This window comes from Blautia sp. 2227st1_G12_2227SCRN_220401 (genome assembly GCF_039062885.1).
GTDB lineage: Bacteria > Bacillota > Clostridia > Lachnospirales > Lachnospiraceae > Blautia_A > Blautia_A fusiformis.
Genome location: NZ_JBCLNI010000019.1, coordinates 46,081 through 66,094, shown reverse-complemented (window position 1 = coordinate 66,094; position 20,014 = coordinate 46,081). Strand labels below are relative to the sequence as shown.

At 40.2% G+C, this 20,014-nt stretch carries 15 protein-coding genes and 2 pseudogenes; 1 reads left to right on the top strand and 16 read right to left on the bottom strand.

Annotation, left to right across the window (positions count from 1 at the left end; translation table 11 throughout):
• Positions 1–77 precede the first annotated feature (77 nt).
• Genes ABCM67_RS10905 through ABCM67_RS10895 form a run of 3 tightly spaced genes read right to left on the bottom strand, consistent with a single transcriptional unit; the run spans position 78 to position 4,612 of the window.
• Positions 78–1,325 carry a DUF6070 family protein gene (locus ABCM67_RS10905; RefSeq protein WP_055059611.1) on the bottom strand — a complete coding sequence of 416 codons (1,248 nt, stop codon included), beginning with the start codon at positions 1,323–1,325 and terminating at the stop codon, positions 78–80.
• Complete coding sequence (locus ABCM67_RS10900; protein ID WP_062807810.1) at positions 1,312–2,469, bottom strand: DUF6070 family protein; 1,158 nt, start codon at positions 2,467–2,469, stop codon at positions 1,312–1,314. Before ABCM67_RS10900 ends, ABCM67_RS10905 begins: the two co-directional genes overlap by 14 nt.
• Before the next feature lie 40 nt (positions 2,470–2,509).
• A complete protein-coding gene (locus ABCM67_RS10895; protein ID WP_173727776.1) occupies positions 2,510–4,612 on the bottom strand; it encodes a penicillin-binding transpeptidase domain-containing protein in 2,103 nt (700 codons plus the stop codon).
• A gap of 695 nt (positions 4,613–5,307) precedes the next feature.
• On the opposite strand from ABCM67_RS10895, the gene ABCM67_RS10890 reads away from it, so the two are divergent.
• Entirely contained in the window at positions 5,308–5,787 is a 480-nt protein-coding gene (locus ABCM67_RS10890) for a hypothetical protein (protein WP_243281320.1), read from the top strand.
• Positions 5,788–5,810: 23 nt separating this feature from the next.
• Here the strand turns inward: ABCM67_RS10890 and ABCM67_RS10885 are convergent, their stop codons facing one another.
• From ABCM67_RS10885 to mobV, 13 genes and pseudogenes are all read right to left on the bottom strand, one after another.
• Positions 5,811–6,230, bottom strand: coding sequence for a response regulator transcription factor (locus ABCM67_RS10885; RefSeq protein ID WP_015524608.1), 420 nt, complete (start codon positions 6,228–6,230; stop codon positions 5,811–5,813).
• Between the two features lie 102 nt (positions 6,231–6,332).
• Positions 6,333–6,794, bottom strand: a complete 462-nt coding sequence (locus tag ABCM67_RS10880; protein WP_342992863.1) for a hypothetical protein — start codon at positions 6,792–6,794, stop codon at positions 6,333–6,335.
• A gap of 7 nt (positions 6,795–6,801) precedes the next feature.
• Entirely contained in the window at positions 6,802–7,581 is a 780-nt protein-coding gene (locus tag ABCM67_RS10875) for an ABC transporter permease (protein ID WP_342992861.1), read from the bottom strand.
• 2 nt (positions 7,582–7,583) lie between these two features.
• The gene (locus ABCM67_RS10870; protein ID WP_342992860.1) at positions 7,584–8,369 is read right to left on the bottom strand and encodes an ABC transporter permease; all 786 of its coding nucleotides are present in this window, start codon (positions 8,367–8,369) and stop codon (positions 7,584–7,586) included.
• Entirely contained in the window at positions 8,362–9,288 is a 927-nt protein-coding gene (locus ABCM67_RS10865) for an ABC transporter ATP-binding protein (RefSeq protein ID WP_342992859.1), read from the bottom strand. The genes ABCM67_RS10870 and ABCM67_RS10865 overlap by 8 nt, the downstream gene beginning before the upstream one ends.
• 134 nt (positions 9,289–9,422) lie before the next feature.
• On the bottom strand, positions 9,423–10,340 hold the full coding sequence (locus ABCM67_RS10860; protein ID WP_117638879.1) for a HAMP domain-containing sensor histidine kinase: 918 nt from the start codon (positions 10,338–10,340) through the stop codon (positions 9,423–9,425).
• A gap of 5 nt (positions 10,341–10,345) precedes the next feature.
• Complete coding sequence (locus tag ABCM67_RS10855; protein ID WP_110102441.1) at positions 10,346–11,038, bottom strand: response regulator transcription factor; 693 nt, start codon at positions 11,036–11,038, stop codon at positions 10,346–10,348.
• A gap of 43 nt (positions 11,039–11,081) precedes the next feature.
• On the bottom strand, positions 11,082–11,219 hold the full coding sequence (locus tag ABCM67_RS10850) for a DNA-binding protein (RefSeq protein WP_080633534.1): 138 nt from the start codon (positions 11,217–11,219) through the stop codon (positions 11,082–11,084).
• Between the two features lie 333 nt (positions 11,220–11,552).
• On the bottom strand, positions 11,553–11,822 hold the full coding sequence (locus ABCM67_RS10845) for a helix-turn-helix domain-containing protein (protein WP_330409192.1): 270 nt from the start codon (positions 11,820–11,822) through the stop codon (positions 11,553–11,555).
• A gap of 202 nt (positions 11,823–12,024) precedes the next feature.
• On the bottom strand, positions 12,025–17,364 hold the full coding sequence (locus ABCM67_RS10840; RefSeq protein WP_342992858.1) for a DUF3849 domain-containing protein: 5,340 nt from the start codon (positions 17,362–17,364) through the stop codon (positions 12,025–12,027).
• A 54-nt stretch (positions 17,365–17,418) separates the two neighbouring features.
• A pseudogene (locus tag ABCM67_RS10835) lies at positions 17,419–18,501 on the bottom strand (DNA methylase); the annotation flags it as partial.
• Positions 18,502–18,510: 9 nt separating this feature from the next.
• A pseudogene (locus ABCM67_RS10830) lies at positions 18,511–18,654 on the bottom strand (ParB N-terminal domain-containing protein); the annotation flags it as partial.
• 8 nt (positions 18,655–18,662) lie between these two features.
• Positions 18,663–19,628 carry a MobV family relaxase gene (gene mobV, locus ABCM67_RS10825; protein WP_001820668.1) on the bottom strand — a complete coding sequence of 322 codons (966 nt, stop codon included), beginning with the start codon at positions 19,626–19,628 and terminating at the stop codon, positions 18,663–18,665.
• Between the last annotated feature and the right edge of the window lie 386 nt (positions 19,629–20,014).

The window sequence follows — 20,014 nt, the reverse complement described above, 5'->3', positions numbered from 1 at the left end:
CATAAAATAAACCTCCAAACTGAGTAATTCTATCTTACATCAGTTTGAAGGTTTACACAAACTTTGGGATACTCCCATCAGTTCTTTCTTTTTATTCTATATTGATATTTGGGAACTTCTTTCGTACCATTATTCAGAATTTTATTCCCCATATATTTAAAACTCTTATCATCGTTGAACTTAACAGTCAGCTCACTTGTAATAACGGCATCATTACATATAAATGTATCACATACAGCATCAACAACCAACACACTGTTTCCCTCTCCGCTATCTCTTATTTCAACGACCTCCGGTAAAGATGTTCCAAAATAAGTAGGGCTATAATTTAAACAGCCTAATCGTTCCCAGTCATAAGTTTGATGTTCCGAATCAAATACTGCCCATTTTTTAATTTGATCTGCTGTTATCGGCAAAAACTCCATTATCAGATTTTCAAACTCTTCTGCCGGAATTCCACTTGAGTTACCTGAAAACTCATATCTCTCCCCGTATTTCATTCGATATAAATATTCATATAAACCATTATAATCTAACCCTTCCATATCAGATCTATCCCAATCAGAACATAAAAGATTATTCCCCTGATATCCAAGCAAATACACACACCTCTTTGAAACTTCCCTGCATTCATCACTTAAAGGTTTAATTCTTATCATAGAACTGCCATCAACCGCTTCTGATACTTCCGGATACTTTGGAACGCATAGCGTATAACCAAACCAGCCTTTTTCTGTATATTTCCATTCTTCTATCCTTGTATACGAAACATATACAATAGATGGATTGTCGTTCATACCCCAAACAGCTTTCACAGCCAGCAAATACATATCTGTCCCATCATAATTGAATTTGAGTCTTTCTATCCCACCATCCCTGTTAATCCTATATAAGACGATATCTCCTGTCAGATCCTGTTCTGCCCTGAAAAGAAATTCTTCCATTTTAGAATAATTAGCCATATTTGAATACGGTGCTGATGTAATAACGGGGACATTTTTTTCCTTTAATACTTCCTGCATTTCTTCCATTACTGTCTCAGAAACTACTATATTCGATGAAGTCCCTTTATCCGCCTTTTGATAAATGACTTTCATCTGATTCATAACATTCTTACAATCTTCAATAGCTTCTTCTTTCACGACTTCATCTACTGGCAAATCATATCCTCTTTCTTGTACAGCATAATTCGCAGTTTCCTGTGAAATATATTCTAAATCAGCCCCTTTACATTTTGTATTTCCTATGAAAAAGCATCCCGAAATAAATAAAACGCTCATCATCTTTTTCAGTTTTCTTTTTGTAATCATATCAATTATCTCCATAACATTCCTCCCACTTTTCGTCTGATAATCTTTCTGTATACCAGGTAACCTCTATTTCTGACCTTGATACATAATTGGATACATATTGAAATCTATCTTTATCTAACAGCCGAATGGTTACGCTATGACAAAACGCCTGATCTAATTCTTTTTGTGGCCATACCGCATTTACTTCCAGTGTTATTGTTCCATCTTGATTTTCTATGTAGGAAACAACTTCCGGATATGGAATATATGGTGTGGGAGCAAAATCATATACGATTCCTCTGGTTCGATACCGATATGTCTGTATTTCTGTGTGAAATACCGTTCCTGTCTGCAGTATCTCTGCGCTTATATTAAAATATTTTTGAAATATCGTTTCAAATGATTCTTTTGGGATTTCATAAGTCTTTCCTTCCTTAAATTCATCAGTTTTTTCTTCCATTGAAAGTAAACGATCAAAAACATCATAAAAATTTATTCCATCATAATTTTTTTCACTCCAATTAGAAGTAAACAATTTATTAAGTGTATATCCAAAAGGAAGTATATATTTTCGATTCAACTCCCGACATTTTTTATTTAACGGTGCTACCCGAAAGTCCCGATATCCAGACGGTCCATCATATCCTGCCGGATGATATTCTTCTATAAAGAAATGCCCGTTTTCTGTATATTTCCATGAATTAGCTCTAAACTCATGATAATATGTTTCCTGCCAAGTGTCCTCTTTCCATTTAAAAGAGCTTACTTCAACGTCTATTTTCCCCTGTTTGGTTTTCAGATCATACCGGATAAAATGATCCCCTGCTATAACTTGAAATATAGTAGTTTTTCCATTCTTCTCTTTTTCTGCTTTTTTCAAAAAATCATCTACTTTAATACTTTGAACCATATCCAGCTGATTGTAGGAATCAATTACTGCATATCCATATTTTCCAAAATAATCCATACTTTTTTGTATTGTACTCAGCTCATATAGTGCATTTTCTTTCACAGCATTCTCATATATGTTCCGATAGCCTTCTGCTAGCATTTCACACTCTCTGTAAATTTTTTCTTTCGTATCTTCAATTGTCTTTTTCTGCTCTTTCTTTATGCCACATCCACTACAGACAGCAAGAAAAATAACTCCCACAAATATTTTCCAAATTTTTTTCATATCATTTTCCTCTTACATTTGTAATATTTAAAGGTAAAAATTATTCATTACCAAGATATTCATCCAGTATCGCCTTATCCTTTTCCACCACATAACCGCTTCCTCCAATATCTTTCACATTCTCTACCATACTGATGAGCAAAATAGGATTCTTTGTATCTCTATCTGTAGTAAAAACTGTAAACCAGCCAATTTCTGTTCCAGATGTATCTTCTTTTGTAGCTTTCAGTTCCGCTGTTCCGGTTTTTCCTGCTAATCTAATGTCTTCCCGGCATGCTCCATAACCAGTTCCTTCCGGGTTATTCACTACACCCTCTAACCCCTCCATAACCTCCGAAACAATTTGTGGTGAAAAAGCATCTTTTATCCAGATTTCACTGGAAGTGCTTCCATCATCCGCGTGAAGATATGGCTTTATCATATTTCCATCATTTAGAAAAGCCGTATAAATGCTTGCAAGATGCAAAGGATTTACCAGAATCTGTCCCTGTCCATACCCACTGTCAGCAAGCTGGATTTCTGTTTCTATCTTGTCCATATTAGAATATTGGGACTCTGACATTTTAATATCAAATGGAAGTTCCTGATTAAATCCTATTTGATTTAGAGACTGCATCAGTTGATCCGCACCAATTTTTAATGCTGCTTTTGCAAAATAAATATTATCTGAATAAATAAGCGCATTTTTCAAGATCACAGGTTCATAATCATGAAGTGTAGTCACTGTATAATCTCCCCACGAGGAATCTTTCTGCCACGCCAGACCCTCATTTCCAAAATCGTCATTTGCAGTAAATGCCCCCACTTTTAATCCAATTGCAGCAATTACAGGTTTAAAAGTTGAGCCAGGACACCATGTCTGGCGAAAGCGGTTGTATAAAGGCCTATCTTCATTTTCATTTAATGCACTCCACTGGCTGTTGTCCATTCCACGTACAAAATCATTATCATCATAAGATGGCGTACTTACCAACGCCAATACTTCCCCTGTGTAAGGATTCAAAGCCACAGAACATCCTCTGTCTTCTTTAAATTGTTCATAAAGAGTACTTTGAAGATCACCATCAATCGTAGTATGGATATCTTCTCCATCTTTTCTAGGCTCATATGCAATAACACTTTTTTTATTTCCATTTGCATCTACAATACAGATTTCACACCCATCTGTTCCTTTTAGTTCTTTTTCATAAAGCGTTTCCAGTCCAGTCTTTCCAATCACACTGTTTGTACGATACCCTTCCCCTTTATGTTCCTGCAAATCTTCGGCTGTAACCGCCTGTACATACCCTACCAGATGAGAGGCAACTTCTTTTAGATAATAAGTTCGTACTTTTACATCAGATAACATAATACCTGGAATCTTCAATAATGTGTCCTGCTTTTCTTTTTCTTCCAGAACAGTTTTATCCGGATTCACTGTCAAAAGATCGACCTCTTGTATTTTAGGAATTGTTGCTACTGGTACAAAAGAATCTGCTTTTACCCAACCGGCTTTTAACTTATCCTCAATTTCGTCTGCTCCAATTCCAAGATACTCTGCCAGTTTTTTTATTGTATCTTCTCTGTTCTCCATCCTGCCCGGAACAATTCCTACCGAAGATGCAGTTCCCTCTCCAGCCAACTGACGACCATTTCTGTCTAAAATATCTCCTCTCTTTGCCTCTTCTGACGTTACCTGAACTTTATCCGTTGCAGATAACTCTGGAAAAATCAACTGATCCTGCCAGATTAAATGATATCCTGTCCAATCATGTGAAAATACCGCATCGTTGGTAAATTCTACATTTCCTGCAGCAGTCTGCATATTTGTTGTATAGGAAACTGCCGCATTTCCGTTTTCTTGTCTTTTTACTGTAATATCGGTTATGGACAGATCAGACATCTCAATGCCTTCATATATTTTAGAATTTCGTTCTATAAATTCTTCCTTACTGTTCATGCTGCTTTTTTTCTGATCCAGCATGGCATACATTTGCTCATATTCCCCTTTTTCAATATATTTCATATATTCCATTAGTCTTTTTTCAGGAACATTACAATTCATTATTGTTACAATACCGATTCCACCACCAATCAATATACCGCTAAATAAAACTATTTTTGTAATAATCTTCGTGTGTTTTTTTCTTTTCTTTTTTCTCATATAGTTTTATTTCTCCTTTTTTCATATTTTCTTAAATATTACACTTGTAATATTTAAACGTCAAGCTTTTTCTTAGGTTTATATGTAGACAAGAGAAAAGATTTGCATAAAAAAGAAAGGGCATCTCAAAGCCTTCTTTGATAAAGAACTTTACGACACTCTGAGGTAATGGTTTCTCCGGATGTTTCCCAAACGCTATAATCACTCTCCAGAAGAACCAAAAACGATTTTTAATTTTCTCTCAGAAAAAAAAGAACTACTCTAAATCTGCTGATCTTTGAAATAACCCTGCTCGTTTCTTATAATCACAAACATATTCAGACAACACATTCTTTGCTGGCAGATTATTATAGCAGAAAACGCAACAAATCCCTTTATTAACTTTTGTTCCATATATTTCCTGTACCAATCCTATTGTTTCATCATCTGAACAAAAGCTCTTCGGAATCTCCCTACAATCCCTGATAATAACGCAAATCTGTTTACTATGTCCTCTCTGTTAGTATACAAGCCAGCTAATCTCTTTATTATAGTATCTAAATACTTCTTCCCAATTCCACTACTCAAAATTTCTTCAGTCACTATTTCTGCAGATGTGTTTTTATATCAGCCAGAGTTCCCCTGGCTGAATTCTTCCAATATATACCTGTTAACACTTCTCAAATTTAAAAATTGTCTCTGCTGAATATAACAAGATGTTCACACATAATCTACATAATTTTTCAGAACTTGAAGACCGCATAGCCTTGTTACATATGCAGCAAAAAGAGGTAAATACCTCTGTTGTTTCTCTCGAGTCTCAGATACGCCATCTTCGAGAAATGCTAAAATATGCCGAACAATATCAGAAAAATAAAATTTACGACGACCATTATAAAAGCTCCAAAGATCCAGATCGTTATTTCCGTAAATATGAATCTCAAATTATTCTTTTCGCGGGTGCTGAACATATTTTACAGGAAAATGGCATGGATCTGAAGCATCTTAATTCCAATAAGTTACAAGAGCAAATTGCAGATCTTATTTCCAGAAAGGAATCACTAAATACTCAATACGTTTCTTTTAAGCAAGAAATAAAAGAGTTGGAATTGATACATCAAAACCTGTCCAAATATCTCAAACAGGATGCTCCTGAAATACAAAGATCTTCTCATAACAAACTTCCTTCTTTGTAAAACCATAATAATAGGCAGCGATTTCACTCGCTACCTAAATTTCCGTTAAACCGATATCCTACACCGCGCACCGTTTGTATATATACCGGATGTCCAGGATCATCTTCTATCTTTTCTCTAATGTTGCAGATATGTCGCATAACAACATTGTAATCACCCGAATAGGGTTCATTCCAGATTATATCATATATTTGTTCTTTACTAAACACTCTTCCAGGACTTCGCATTAATAAATGCAAAATTTCAAACTCTATAAAAGATAAATCTATTTTTTCCTGCTTTCGAAATAATTCTCTTTTATCCAACAAAATAACAATATCTCCATAACTCAAATTTGTTTTTGCATTTTCAATTACTTGAAATGCTCTTGCTCCCGTATTGACACAGGATATTATATGATTCAGGATTTCTTCCTCACTATCTTCAAATGTCAGTATTAACATTTTCCCATGTAATCACCTACTTTATTTTTTATGCATAAACTTTTAACTAAAACAAATCTGCCGTACTGTGACATTTTTCTTTTACCATCACACAGCTAAAGATTATTCAATATTCAATTCAATGTTTCCAGTAAATTCCTCACACTCAATGCCGACATAATTTCCGCCATCAGGAAGTGTAATTGTGTCACTATAAGTTCCGGTTGTTTCAAGCAAAGTGACTACTTCATCAGCTCCAGAAATCCAAAATACTTTTGCAGTTCCCTCCGCAACCTCCAAAGTGCAATCAATAGACAAATCCTTACCAGCTTCTCGCTTTATAGAAGTTCCTCCAAACAAATACTCTGAATCTGAAAAATTCTCATAATCAGCCGTATAAGTTCCCGTATAATCATCAATCCCTTTTTCTTTTGTTCCTTCCAAAGATAACTTTCCTGTAAGCCCTATGACTCCAGCCGACTGAACGATATTATTATAATGATTGAGAATTTCATCTTTTGAACAGCCAGAAATCATAAAACTTCCCAAAAGGACAAATGCCAATGCTAAAACTATTTTCTTAATAAAATCATCACCAGCCTTTCTTTGGTGCTACCTTTTTGGCCTTTTTCTTTGTTTGGGTTGCTTCTCGCTCTTTCATGCACAAAATCAAGATGGCAGAAATAACAACAGCAAGCACAAGACTGCAAGAACAGCTTCCGATATTCCAGTTGACTGCGGTATCATAGCTGCGGTAGCCTACCATTCCAAGACTTGCGGTAATCGGATAAAGGTTTGCTAATGTCATATTTCCTGCGGCAAACATCCCTCCATATCCATAGACAAAAGCAATGATTACACCGACTAAAAAGCTACCTGTCCTCCGACAAGTAAGAGCGATAATCGGCAGAACCGCAAGATATAAAAAGAAATTAACCGCAGTAATCTGCAAGGCTGCTTTTAGAGCTAAGGAAATCTCAAAGCCTGGAAATCCCACAATCATTTCCGCTATGATTGTAAACAAGCTGCATATCAGCCCGAAAATAATAGACAATACGCCGCACACAATCAATTTTCCGGTCAGCAGCTTCTTAAAAGAAATCGGCACAGTCAGAATATTTTTCAGTGTGTCATCCGTCTGCTCACGAGAAATCATATATCCAGCAATTAGGCTGATACACATCGGAAAAATCATGGACATATTGTTTTTGATGACCTGTTCTGTAAGATAGACGAAATCCCAAACGGAACCATCATTCGCCATAGAGGTAAACAAGGTCAGCAGGACGGATAGGAGCATGAGTGCAACGCCCGCCCAAAGGATATGATACCTTTTCAATTTATAAAATTCTGTTTTTACAATGCGAACCATGTTTATTCCCCCCTCTGCTTATATAATCTGTCAATCAGTAAGAACGAAACGAATGCCATGATTCCAAGAATGAATACAACTTGAAATATTGAAGGAATTAGCCCTGTCATTTGCTCCAAGTCCATTTTTATTCCATGAGCCGCCATATCTCCCGCACTCCAAAATGTAGTCAGTGGCGTGGGCAGAAGCCATAACATGGTTTTAGGCAATGTGTCAAACAATGCCGTAGCACTCATGTTCAGAACGCTGTAAAAGACACACAGCAAAATGGAAAAAACATAGGTCTTACTGAAAAAGACAACAAGGACAATCAACGGGAGTGTTCCTGCTGTAATGAAGATCCCCGTTTCAACCGCCAAAAACAGCTTATAACCAATTCCATAAACTTCTAATGTTCCAATTCCGCAAAGAATTGTTGCAATAGTAGAAGCCACGCAAAAAACAATTCCAAAGATAAAAAGGACAATGATCTTTGCAAGTACCATTTGCGTGCTGGTTACTGGAATTGTACGCAAATTTTTGAATGTATCGTTGTCGCGTTCCATAAAAAACAGAATAGCGGCAATCACTCCGATAATGCAGGGCAGTAAAAACTGGATACCATATCCCAACACCATGTTAAATAGTCCATCGAAAGCATCTGCCCGATCCGTATATCGCTCCATCATAGAGGGCGTTGTCATCAGATAAGTCAGCGGGATTGGAAACAGGAACGCAGCCAAAATAATCAGCGGAATAAATTTCTTCCGTTTCAATTTCAAAAATTCGCATTTGATTAGTTTAAGCAATTCCTTCGCCCCCTGTCACACGCTTGAAGTAATCTTCAAGACTTTCTTCACAGGTATGTGCTTCTGATACCTCCAATCCGTTTTCTACAAAAGCAGTTACAATTTTCCCCACGGGTAGCTCCATATTGTGTAGACGCAGATTGTGGTCGTCTTGTATGGAAAAATGGGTTTCATGGAAATTGCGTTCCAAAATTCTTGCCGCCTGTGCAGTATCAGAGAGCGTAAACCGGATATGTTTACTGCTTTTTTGCTCCAACTCAGCAAGGCTTTCTTCTTCCAGCAATGCACCGTGGTCAATAATTCCAATATTATCAGCCAGCAAGGAAATCTCCGAAAGAATGTGACTGGAAATTAAAATGGTTTTTCCTCTTGTGTCGCAAAGCTCACGGATAAAGGATCGCACTTCTGCAATACCGATGGGATCGAGACCGTTGATCGGCTCATCCAAAATCAAAAGCTCCGGATCGTGCATGACTGCAAGGGCAATCGCCAACCGCTGCTTCATGCCAAGAGAGTATTGCGAAAACAGCTTTTTATCCTTGTAAGGTAGCCCGACCAAATCCAGAGCGTCTTTGATGGCATGATTGTTTGGTACTCCACGCAGGGTAGCAAAGATACGCAGGTTCTCCGTACCGGTCAGATTGGGATAAAAACCAGGGGACTCAATCAAACTGCCAATGCGGGGCAGCAACTTCTTTTCATTTCCTTGCAAAGACTTTCCCCAGATTTTGACCTCACCGGAAGTAGGCTTCGTTAAACCCAACAGCATTTTCATAGTTGTGGTTTTTCCGGCTCCGTTTCTACCCAACAGACCATAAATTCTCCCACGCTTGACATGGATATTTAAGTCAGCCACACTCTTTTGTGAGCCGTATTGCTTTGTCAGATTTTTTGTTTCAATGATATATTTTGTATCCATATTCAAAACCTCCTGTTCTGTAAGGTATTTTATCATGCCAACCTTGCATTAACCTTGCCGCAACCTTGCACTAACCTTGCAATTTGAAATCCAGTAAAATGACAAAGGCTCCCGCCATAAAGACGGGAACCCGCTTAACTCTCCAAAGGAAAAAGCAACATAAATTCAGTTCCTTTTCCCGGCAAACTTTCAACTGTTATACTTCCACCCATCTTTTCTACAAGCTGATGGACAATAGAAAGACCAAGTCCGCTGCCTTTTTCAGAGCGTCCTTTATCACACTTATAAAGCCGTTCAAATATGTGTTTCAAATCTTCTTTCTCAATTCCCACTCCATTATCCGCCAGCAGCAGCTCCATGCTGTTTTCCTTCTTCGATAGGGAGATTTTAATTTTGTCCGCATGGCTATGAGCGATGACATTTTGAATGAGATTATTGATGATTCTCATATAGCTGTCTATATCCAATCTTACCCGGACAGGCTGTTCGGAAATATCAATGTCATAATCAACCTGTTTATCCTCAAAAATCGGTATCCAGTCAATCAGGATATTCCTTGTAAACTCTGCGGCCTCAATGCTCTGGATTTCCAAAGCAAACTCGTTGGAATTTAACTTGAACCAGTCAAAAAGCACATCAATATATTCTTTCAGATCGTGGGCTTTCCGGCGAGCAGTTTCAATATAATCATCCCGGTCTTTTCCCGTAACAATACCTTTGTGTGCAGCATCAAGATACCCGATCAGAGTGGTAAGAGGCGTCCGAACATCGTGAGAAAGGCTCGTCATAAGCTGGCGGTTGGTTTCTTCCGTCTGTCGCACAGCAGAAAGCCTGCTTTCATAAGCCACAACGATCTCATTGATTTCATATGCAAGAGGGGCTGTTAGTTCATTTGTTGCAGACAAAATACGCCGATTGCCATTTCCATTTTTCACATCAACCAATGCATCGGTCATTTCTGCTATTTGTTTTTTTATACGCCGAACGAGAACGATGGAAGTCAATACAGCCACAACAGCAATCACAATGGACAAGAATACGATGATTTCCATGCTGACTACACCTCCTTGTTAAAGCGATAACCGATCCCTTTGACAGTTTGGATGTACTTTGGACTGGAGGGGTTGACTTCTAATTTTTTACGAAGCCGACTGATAATCGCCATAATGTTACTGTCATCATAGAAATATTCTTCACCCCATACTTCTTCATAAATCTGCTGCTTTGTTAAAATCCTTCCTTGATTTTTTACACAATAGAGCAGCAAATCAAATTCCTTTGGTGGAAGTTCAAAAGTGCCGTTTCCCGTAGTAACGGAACGATTTTCAAGGTCAATTTGTAATCCATCAAAATTCAGCTTTTGCATCGTTCCGGCTTGCTGATTAAAGCGAGTGTAACGGCGAATGAGGGACACAATACGGGCAATCAGCTCATCCATATCAAACGGCTTTGTCAGATAATCGTCCGCTCCGGCCCGTAACCCCCGCACCTTAGAAATGCTGTCATTTTTGGATGTGAACATTAAAATTGGCAAACTATGCTCTTTGCGGATTTCTTCCAGTGTTTCAAACCCATCCATACCGGGCATCATCACATCCAGTATTACAAGCTGATATTCCTGCTCTTTTAATTTCTGCAAGCCCTCTTTTCCGGTATTACAAAAATCGGCTGCTATATTTTCCGTTTGTACGCTGCGCTTAATTAAGGCACACAGTTCTCTGTCATCATCTATAATCAAAATTCTATTCATGGTACAATTCTCTCCCTTGTTTTGTCCGACCATCCACAGGTTTTTATGCTGATTTTGGTATCAGCCAAACCATTCCCATCTTTACAGGTCCTGGAATACGTCCACCAGAGCAAAAATAATTTATCCAACGAGGTGTTACTCCCCATTTTGCACTAGCTTCTTTTAATATCATATAATCCATATCCATTCCTCCGAATATTATTATAATTCGTTCTTTCGAATAATACAATCATATGCCTTCTACATTGGCACATCCTTCGGGAGTGCATGAAAGGATACCTAGCAAACACTTCCTATGTCATGACACAGACGAAATTTCCCACACTTTCCTAACGTCTGTACGATTAAATTTCCATAGGAAAGTCTTCCTGGCATTCTTCTGATTTTCTTCAATTTTCCGCTAGAATATCTTGACTTTTCACGCCGTCTGTATCATTAGTTAAATTTTTTCATGTATCTTGTGAATATCTCTTGGGTGTTAAAAAGGAAAAATAAGCAGTGATCTGGAATATTTTCACAGACCACTGCTTAAATTTTTATTAAAGTGATACCCAACTCCCCACACTGTCTGTATGTACATTGGTTTACTTGGATTATCTTCTATTTTCTCACGTAGGTTACGGATATGACTCATAACAATATTATAATCGCCAAAATATGGTTCTTTCCAGACACAATCGTAAATCTGCTCTTTACTGAACACTATTCCGGCATTTTGTGCTAATAGCAATAAGATTTCAAATTCTGTATAAGTCAATTCAATTTCAGTTTCACCATGGATCACCACTCGCCTATATTTGTCTATACTTAGTCCCTCAAAGCACAGGTTTTTATTTTCAACAATGTCTTGTTTGAAAATTTTTGTTTTTTCATCTACGCATGATAATATCTGATGTGTTCCTCTTCCATCGTATCATTTCGGTTGCCTTTATCAAACATTGCGGTCACTAAACATTCGTCTGTATCAAAGTTCATTGCCAGATCCATCATAATTCTACATCCCCCTTCTTATGTGCTTTGGATTTTTCAGTTGCCATTTCTTTCTGCTCCTGTGCTTTTACTCTTGCCTGGAACTCTTTTAACGACTGCAGCACAGATTTTTTCAGTTCTCCTTTTTCGCCCTTTACAGGCTCTTTCTTTTGCGTCTGGTTCGGTTCTACTGATACGGATTCTTTCTTGACTGGTGTTTCTGAAACTTCCTGTTTCACTTCCACGGTCTGTTCTGCTTCCTGCACTTTTCCATGTTTCTCATTCAGATATTTTTCCATATCGTTGATTGCTTTCTGTACCAATGGACTCTCCTTATAATGTGGAATCATATCAATCAGATCCCTGTCTATCCTGTCTCCACTCATGAGTCCATATTCCCCAGAATAATCTTCATCGCCATCTTGCAGATCAAATCCGATTCCTTTGATTCCATGCAACCGTTCTGACGGGATGCTCTCATATATTTTAATGGCTTCTTCTAAAGTAAGGTTGTTATGGTACTCTCCCATGACCGGAAACTCCATGCACTCTGCGACATAAAAACTGATCGTGGCTTCTGGCTGTTCCTGCTCTGGCTGTTTGTCAAAGATAGAAAATCTCTCTGCGTCCTCCAGACGGGAAAGTAAAGAATGGGCAGTTATAGCATCGCTGTCTATATCGGATTCTTCAGATACTTCAACCAACCAGTCCTTTAAACACTCTGTTTTCTTATTCAGAATGTCCTCTGTGATTTTCTCCACCTGTTCTTCCCTGTTCTCAACGGTATCTTTATATTCATAAGCGTCATATTCATATCTGAAATTATCTAAATCCACCGCCAGCTTTTTAATCTCCTGCTGATCAAGGTAAGCATCTGCTTCCTTCATATATTCTGCCAGAGTGATTCTTTCTTCTGCGATAGGATTGATGTCCACCTTAATACCTGCCATTGCTATACCATGAGCATTTAATTCATTGAAGAAACTGTCTTCACGGATATTGCCACGATAAGAAATCACTACATCAAGGTCAGAATCTTCCCGGTAAAGGTCTTGTCTGCTTCTGGAACCATACACTCTTGCAGCAAGCAGCTCTACCTCCTGTTCCATTCCCATATCTTCTAATACTGCCTGTGCATGATACAGAACCCCTCTTTCTACTTCTGCCCTGCTCAGGCTATTTAATGCCAGTTCATTTCTTCCAATCTCAGAAGTCACACGAAGTTCCCCCTCCTGCAATAAATCTTTAGAGTGCTGGATCGTCATTTCCTCAAATTCTTTATAATCCACTTTGACACATTCCATGTCATCCATTCTCTCACTTTTAAGAATTTCATAAGCGGCTTCCTGGATAAATGCGTCGGGATTATCATAATCACCACTCTGGATTTCATGCAGGTCAAAGTCATAAAAAATAAAAGAATATCCTTCTTCTGTTGCCTGTATGGTCAGATACCCTTTACTCCTGGTAAACTGCATTGCGATTCCCTCATAGGTTTGCAGTGCTTCTTCTCTGCGAAATCCTTCAAAAATACTTGCCGGGCAGTTCTTTTCTAATTGTATCCGCTGCATCTGTTCTTCCTGAACTTCTTCCACATCTGCCATCAGTTCTTCATAATCCACTACTTTTGCATCTTCCAGTGAGTACCCTTTATCTTCTAAAATATCACTGGCAGCTTTATCCACATAGATTGTCGGATTGTCATAGATTCCTCCATCATCCTCCTGATAATCTTCATTGTAAAATGTATAGTCATAGCCATCTTCTGCGGTCTGGATTGTAAAGTATTGTTTTCCAATCTGATATGCAATCTGTACCTCATTCCAGTCCAGCATGTTTTCCATTTTATTTACCGCTTCATATATTTCTGGATTCAGCCACCCTCCGATCTGTTCATACGCATGGGTCAGCCGATCTATCCCGTTTTCACATCGGATAAAATCCATGCTTTCCTGCATCGTTTCCGTATTCTGGATACCAAGCACTTTTTTCTGATGATTTGGCAGACGTAAATATTCCTGCATCGCTTCATCCAGTGATTCATACCGGTTTACTTTTACTACACCCTCTGCATTTACATCTTCCATCACATAAAAATTATCAATGTAATGAATCTCTGGCATTTTTAACTTTATGCCTTCCGGCAGCTGCACCTCACTGACTGCATGAAAATTAAACCGGACATCTGTTCCCAATTCATTTTTTCCTGCCATCGTTTCTTCCCATATGTCTTTCTGTACTGCCTGTATTTCTTCGATTGTAAGTGTCTGTCCACTCCGCAGGGTTACAACAGAATCTTTCGGGAATTCCGTCAAGTCATAGAGTGTTATTCCATTTTCCTGCAGATATTCTGATACAGTTTCTAACGCTCCTTCATCAAATCCATTCCATAAGTCCTCCGCTACAAGCTGTCCATTTTCTGCTACGATAATGCCAGCCACATCGGAGCCAAATTCATCATGTTCCATTAAGAAAAACTTTTCCCCAGCATATTCCTTTTTATCAACCGTATGCCATGTCCCGTTATGTCCTTCTGCTTCATATCCTCTTGTCTCTGCTGTGATCGTCACTTCGTTTTCTCCTATCGCCTGTTCTATCCTCTGCATCCGGATCTCAGCTCTTGCCATGTCGATAAACCCATCTAAAACTGCCGGGTGGCTTTCAATCACATAATCCAGGTTCAGATTTCTGCCCCGGCTGATATTTTCCGGGATTTCGATATGCTCCGCCCAGTCTTTGTTCTGTCTGGAAAATCTTCCATCATGAGAAAGTTCACGGATGGTGTTTGCCATAACAAAATTCATACGTTCTTCCCCAAAGCGTTCCACGACTTCTTTTGCCGCACCCTGCTTTAAGTGCAGTCCGTCAAAATTCTCCCGGATAACATCCTCGATTGCTTTCTTGCAGTCCAGGTTTAACTTTCTGGAATCCAGATAGGCATCTACATCCCGTTCTCCCATTGCCTGTTCCAATGTTTCTTTATAAACTGGCGGATATGCCCTGACGGAATTATGTTCCAGCATGTTCATTCTATGCTGGACAAACTCCGGAAGTTCCTGAAATCCAAAAGAATCTACATAATAGGCTGTGATCTCTGCACCCCTGTTTATCACGATCACATCACTTACCGATAAGGAATGACCACGGAAATCTTCCGGTCGATCAATGTTAAATCGTTCAAATATATTGTCTAACGTGATTGTTGGCATCCACGGTGCTGCATAAACCATCCGGTAATCCTTTCCATCAATGGTATAGCCCAGGTTCTTTGCAGATTCCATTCCCATAAACTGATAGGTATGCTCATCTCCACTATCCATCTGATAAATGGCAAACCTTCTGCTTTCTCCATGCAGAAGAAGTGTCTCATCAATCTTTTCTGCACTCTGCCGTTCCAGTGCTTCCTGTTTTGTGGCAGAGACTTCTCTTTCTTTCTGGACTTCCCATTCTGTTTCTGTGATTCCAAAGATACCGTCATATCCCAAAATCTCATTTTCCGTCTCCACAAGCACCTGTTCTGCCCGTTGTGGATTCTCTGGATTTCCATATAAGATGTAAATTTCTGCCCCTCCACGGTATAATTCATATGCCCGGTCTTTCGTAAGCGGTAGCATATGGTCTAACTGGATTCCTGCCTCGTGCATTTCCGTAAAACCGATCATGCCATCTGGGAAATTGTCAATCTGTGCCTGTGTTTCATTCATAAGGTTTCTCGTATATTCACTTTCCGGTCTGCGGATTGCGGTCATCATACGATTCACCAGTCCAAGCACTTCGTCTTTGTCATCCATCTTATATGCAAAATTCACAATAAGATTTCTCTGGGAATCTGTGAAATTTCCTGTATTTGCAGCTTCTGCCGTTTCAATCAGACGGTGGGCATACTGCATGGCTGTTTCTTCTGCAATCTCCGGTTCCTTCACTGGGAAGTTTGCCCTTGCTGCCTGGATCACTTCATACACCAGCTTTGAACCGGCTTCATCGTAAGATTCCCTCATATCCCATACCAGGTCATTCAGTCTTTCCACCTGTCCGGGGAAGGTTTCTGCATATTCATTTACAAATGCCTTTTCATTTTCCGAAAAAATATTTCTTGGAAACTCTGCTTTTTGCACCAACATCTCTGCCTGATCTTTCGGAGAAAGGTCAGAAAAAGAAGTAACGCCTGTGTCCGCATCATATTCCACATCATAAAAATCAATCGGATAGTTCTCTCCGTGCCCACTGCTGTCATAGAGTGGTGTGACGGCAGCACCTTTTTCTTCCAGAAAACTTTCCAGTGGTTTCTCATTTTCCTCTATCTCACCACTTTCCAGAAGGCGGACGTATTCACCCACATTCTGTTCTAACTGTTCCCTGCTCATATTTTCGATCAGATCATAAGTAAACTCGGAACCCATGCTGCCCGAAAGATGCAGAATCAAATCTTCCTTATGGAAGGTATCCCGGATTGGTCTTTCCATTTCCAACTCGTACATCTGTGCCTCGATATTCTCAATGATCTCTGCCGATGTTTTTCGGATGGTATCCATAGATGCTTTCAACGCCTTCATATCCCTGCTCTCGCACCAGCTGGCGATATAGGTAAACGAATATTCTGAAGTATCCAGACCAAAATGGTTGCAGACAATATAAGCAATACTTTCTGCTTCCACTTCCTTTGTTGTCTGGTCTTTTAAGACTCCTTCCGCATCCATTACTTCCCGGTCATGCAGCAATGCGTGGCTCACTTCATGGACTCCGGTTTTCATCGTCTGGACATTACTCATATCTTCCTTTATCGCAATATATTTTTCTGTCTGGTGATAATAGCCTTTCGCTTCCCCTTCCACATTCATCATGCGGATTGGTACAGGAGAAATATTCTGCAATGCCTGCATGAACGTATCATAAAACTGTACACTTCCGGTAAGCTCCGGCACCTCCAGTTCTGCGATCGGTTCTCCCTCTGTCTGGCTGACATCAAACACTGTCGTTACACGGAATCTCGGTATCACCATCTCCACGATCTCTGTTTCTGGCTGTCCATCATCCCCGATCACAGGCTCTTTTGTTACCGGGTCGATCTTTTCAATCTCCTGTTTCTCCCGAATCGGTGCTGGTGCGATGATCTGGATTCCTTTCTCTCCACGTTTTACATGACGGTTAAATTTCTTCTGCCATGCCTGATACCCTGCCACCAGTGTTGCTTCCGGTTTCTGCATGGTGATCAACAGCGTGTTATTAAAGCTGTAATTATGGAACTTTGACATGGTATTCAGATATTCGGTATATCGCTCCGATGTAAAGATTTCCTTTACTCCCTGCTCCAGCCGTTCCGATATTTCTTTTAACTGTTTTTCTATATTATTTGCCATAAACAAACCCTCCATTTTATGTCCCCGCCAGAGAAAACTCTGACGGGAAATCTTTTATAACTCCTGTTCGTGTTTTTTCTTTGCAGCTTTCTGTACAGATGGCTGTTCCGCTGTATTCTGCTGTGCCTTCTCCTGCTTTAATCGTTCCAGAATAGATGGCTTATGAATTCTGTCTGCTGTTTCCAGAAGTTCTTTTTCTTCTACGGCATCCCTGCTGTCTGTGCTATTTCCTTCTCTGCCAATATCCTCATCTGCCATAATCGTCTCATTACCCTTTTCATCCATATTCAGCAATGCATTTAATTCGGATAACCGTTCTATCTTTTCATTCAGCTCTGCTTCTTTCGGGAATGGCTTCTTTACCTCTTCCTGTGCAGTAGCAAGCTGCTGTTGTACAGTTTCCAATTTCTGCTCACTTTCCGTCAGCTTCCTGTCGATAGAAGAAAGGGTGTTATGGATACGCTGCATATTTCCTACCGGGTCTTTTCCAATCTCCAGCTTATAAGAGCATTTTCCTTTGATCGTCAGTTCAAACACATTGGAAAACATATTGTAGGAAGCAGATAACGTAAACCCATGATATTCCCCAACTTTTCCGCCGGTGCTGACGGTTTTTAACCCTGCACAGGCGGCAATCAACGCTTCGCCTGCTTCTTTCTTATCTTCATAAAGAACATTCCCTACCGTCATGGCAAACGTGTCATTATCCTGTAAATCCACGCTTTTTACTACCTGCGAATCCACCTGCATCCCGGCAATCCGCTCTTTCAATGCACTGATCTGTACCGGGAAATTCTTTGCAATATCGGATTCCAGACGGTAAATCTGACTGGTATGGTTTGCCTTTAAGAGTTTCAGCTTACTCACCTGCACATCCAGATCCATTTTTTCTTTAATGTACGGATTGCCTGTGGCAAGTGCCTTTATTTCCGCATAGGACAGTGCCGTATCATCCACATCTTCACAAGCCCTGACTGGTGATTTACTGGTCATGATCTGGCTGATGAACTTCTGCTTATTCTCCAAAATCTGCCACATATACGCATCAAAAGTGTTCTCCGTCACATACCGGAATATCTTTACTTTGTCATTCTGGTTTCCCTGTCTTAAAATACGTCCTTCCTGCTGTTCCAGATCTTTCGGGCGTGTGATTATCGGCGTGACAATGCCAAATTCCTTGATGCTTTCCGCTAACTCTGACAGTGTTTCATCTTCTGCCACATGAAACGGATTGTCGGGGAACGGGTACAAGTCTTTGGTCTTTAACACCTTAAAATCCTGTTTCTTCATTCACATATCTACCTTTCTTTCGCTCTGCTTCTATGATTTTTCTGCAATTCTTCCAACACTTCGGGCGGTATTTTTGACAGCAGCCGCCCCATCTGCTCGTTGGTTCTCTGCAATTCAAATATCTTCTGATTCGCTTTCTGCACCTTTAGTTCCTGCTCGTACTTTTCATCACGCATACGCCCCGCATAGTCTGATTCCTGCCCAATTCTCTCTTTCAAACTGTCGATATACGCCTGCTGTTTCCCGATTTCCTTAGAGAATTTCTCCACGTCTGGCAGCCATGCAGAGAGTAAATCTAACGCTTTATCCCTTTTCTTCCCTGCGTTAAAGGCGTTGATGTCGGATAGGGCAGACACGATTTCTTCATACTGTTTATCAAGCCTGCCGCCTAATTTATAGAGCCATGTGGGGACGTGTTTCCGCTTGGTTTCCATTGAGGACTGCCCCCGTTCAAGCTGATTCCACCGTGAGGACATCCGCTCATGGTAGGCGGTCTGCCACTCGGATAATGATTTCTGGTTGCCTAAGATAGCTTTCGCTGACAGCTTATTGTCTGGCGTAATCGGCACAAAGCAGAGGTGCATATGGGGCGTTCTCTCGTCCATATGGACGACAGCGGAGAGGATATTCTGCTTTCCAACACGCTCCGAAATGAAGTCAAGAGCCGTCTGGAAATACGCTTTTTGTTCTTCGGGCGGTAACTGGTTCATAAATTCTGGTGAAGCTGTGATGAGCGTTTCCACCATCATCACGCTGTCTTTCCTTGTCCTGCACCCCGCTTCGGCTACCATGCGGTTAATCTCTTTCTTGTAGGTGTACTTTGGTGGTGCTATGAGATGGTAATTGTTTTTAGAGCGTTCCATATCTATATCTGGGTTGCTTTTGTAGGCTTCTTTCTTCCGCTCGTTGTGGCGTTCACAAGCCGCAACGCCGCCCGCTTTTCGTTTCTGGAAACGCAGGATTGCATAAGGCATAGGCGGATTCCTCCTTTCTTTCGGCGGGTGACCGTCCTTTGGGGTGACAGCGGTGACGGTGGTGACAGCAGTTTTGGGATACCCCCTGCCGACTGCCGCAACTGTCACCCTCACCCCCTGCATGACGGTCATGTCGATGATGACGGTGTTTTTGGGATACCCCCCTCGCAAGAGCCGTCACCGTCATGCCGCCATTCTTTTATCCGAAGCCGTAAGGCGTAGGATAGCAGGGCACAGCCCTGCCTTAAGGGAGTCCAGAGGGAACGTCTGGCACACGACTTTGCAGGGCAAAGTGTAGTGTGTTACACCCTGTAAACGCAGTCGGAAAAATCGGAATGATTTTTCTGACCGCAGGGGTGGTTTTACACGACCGAAAAGGGCGAGTA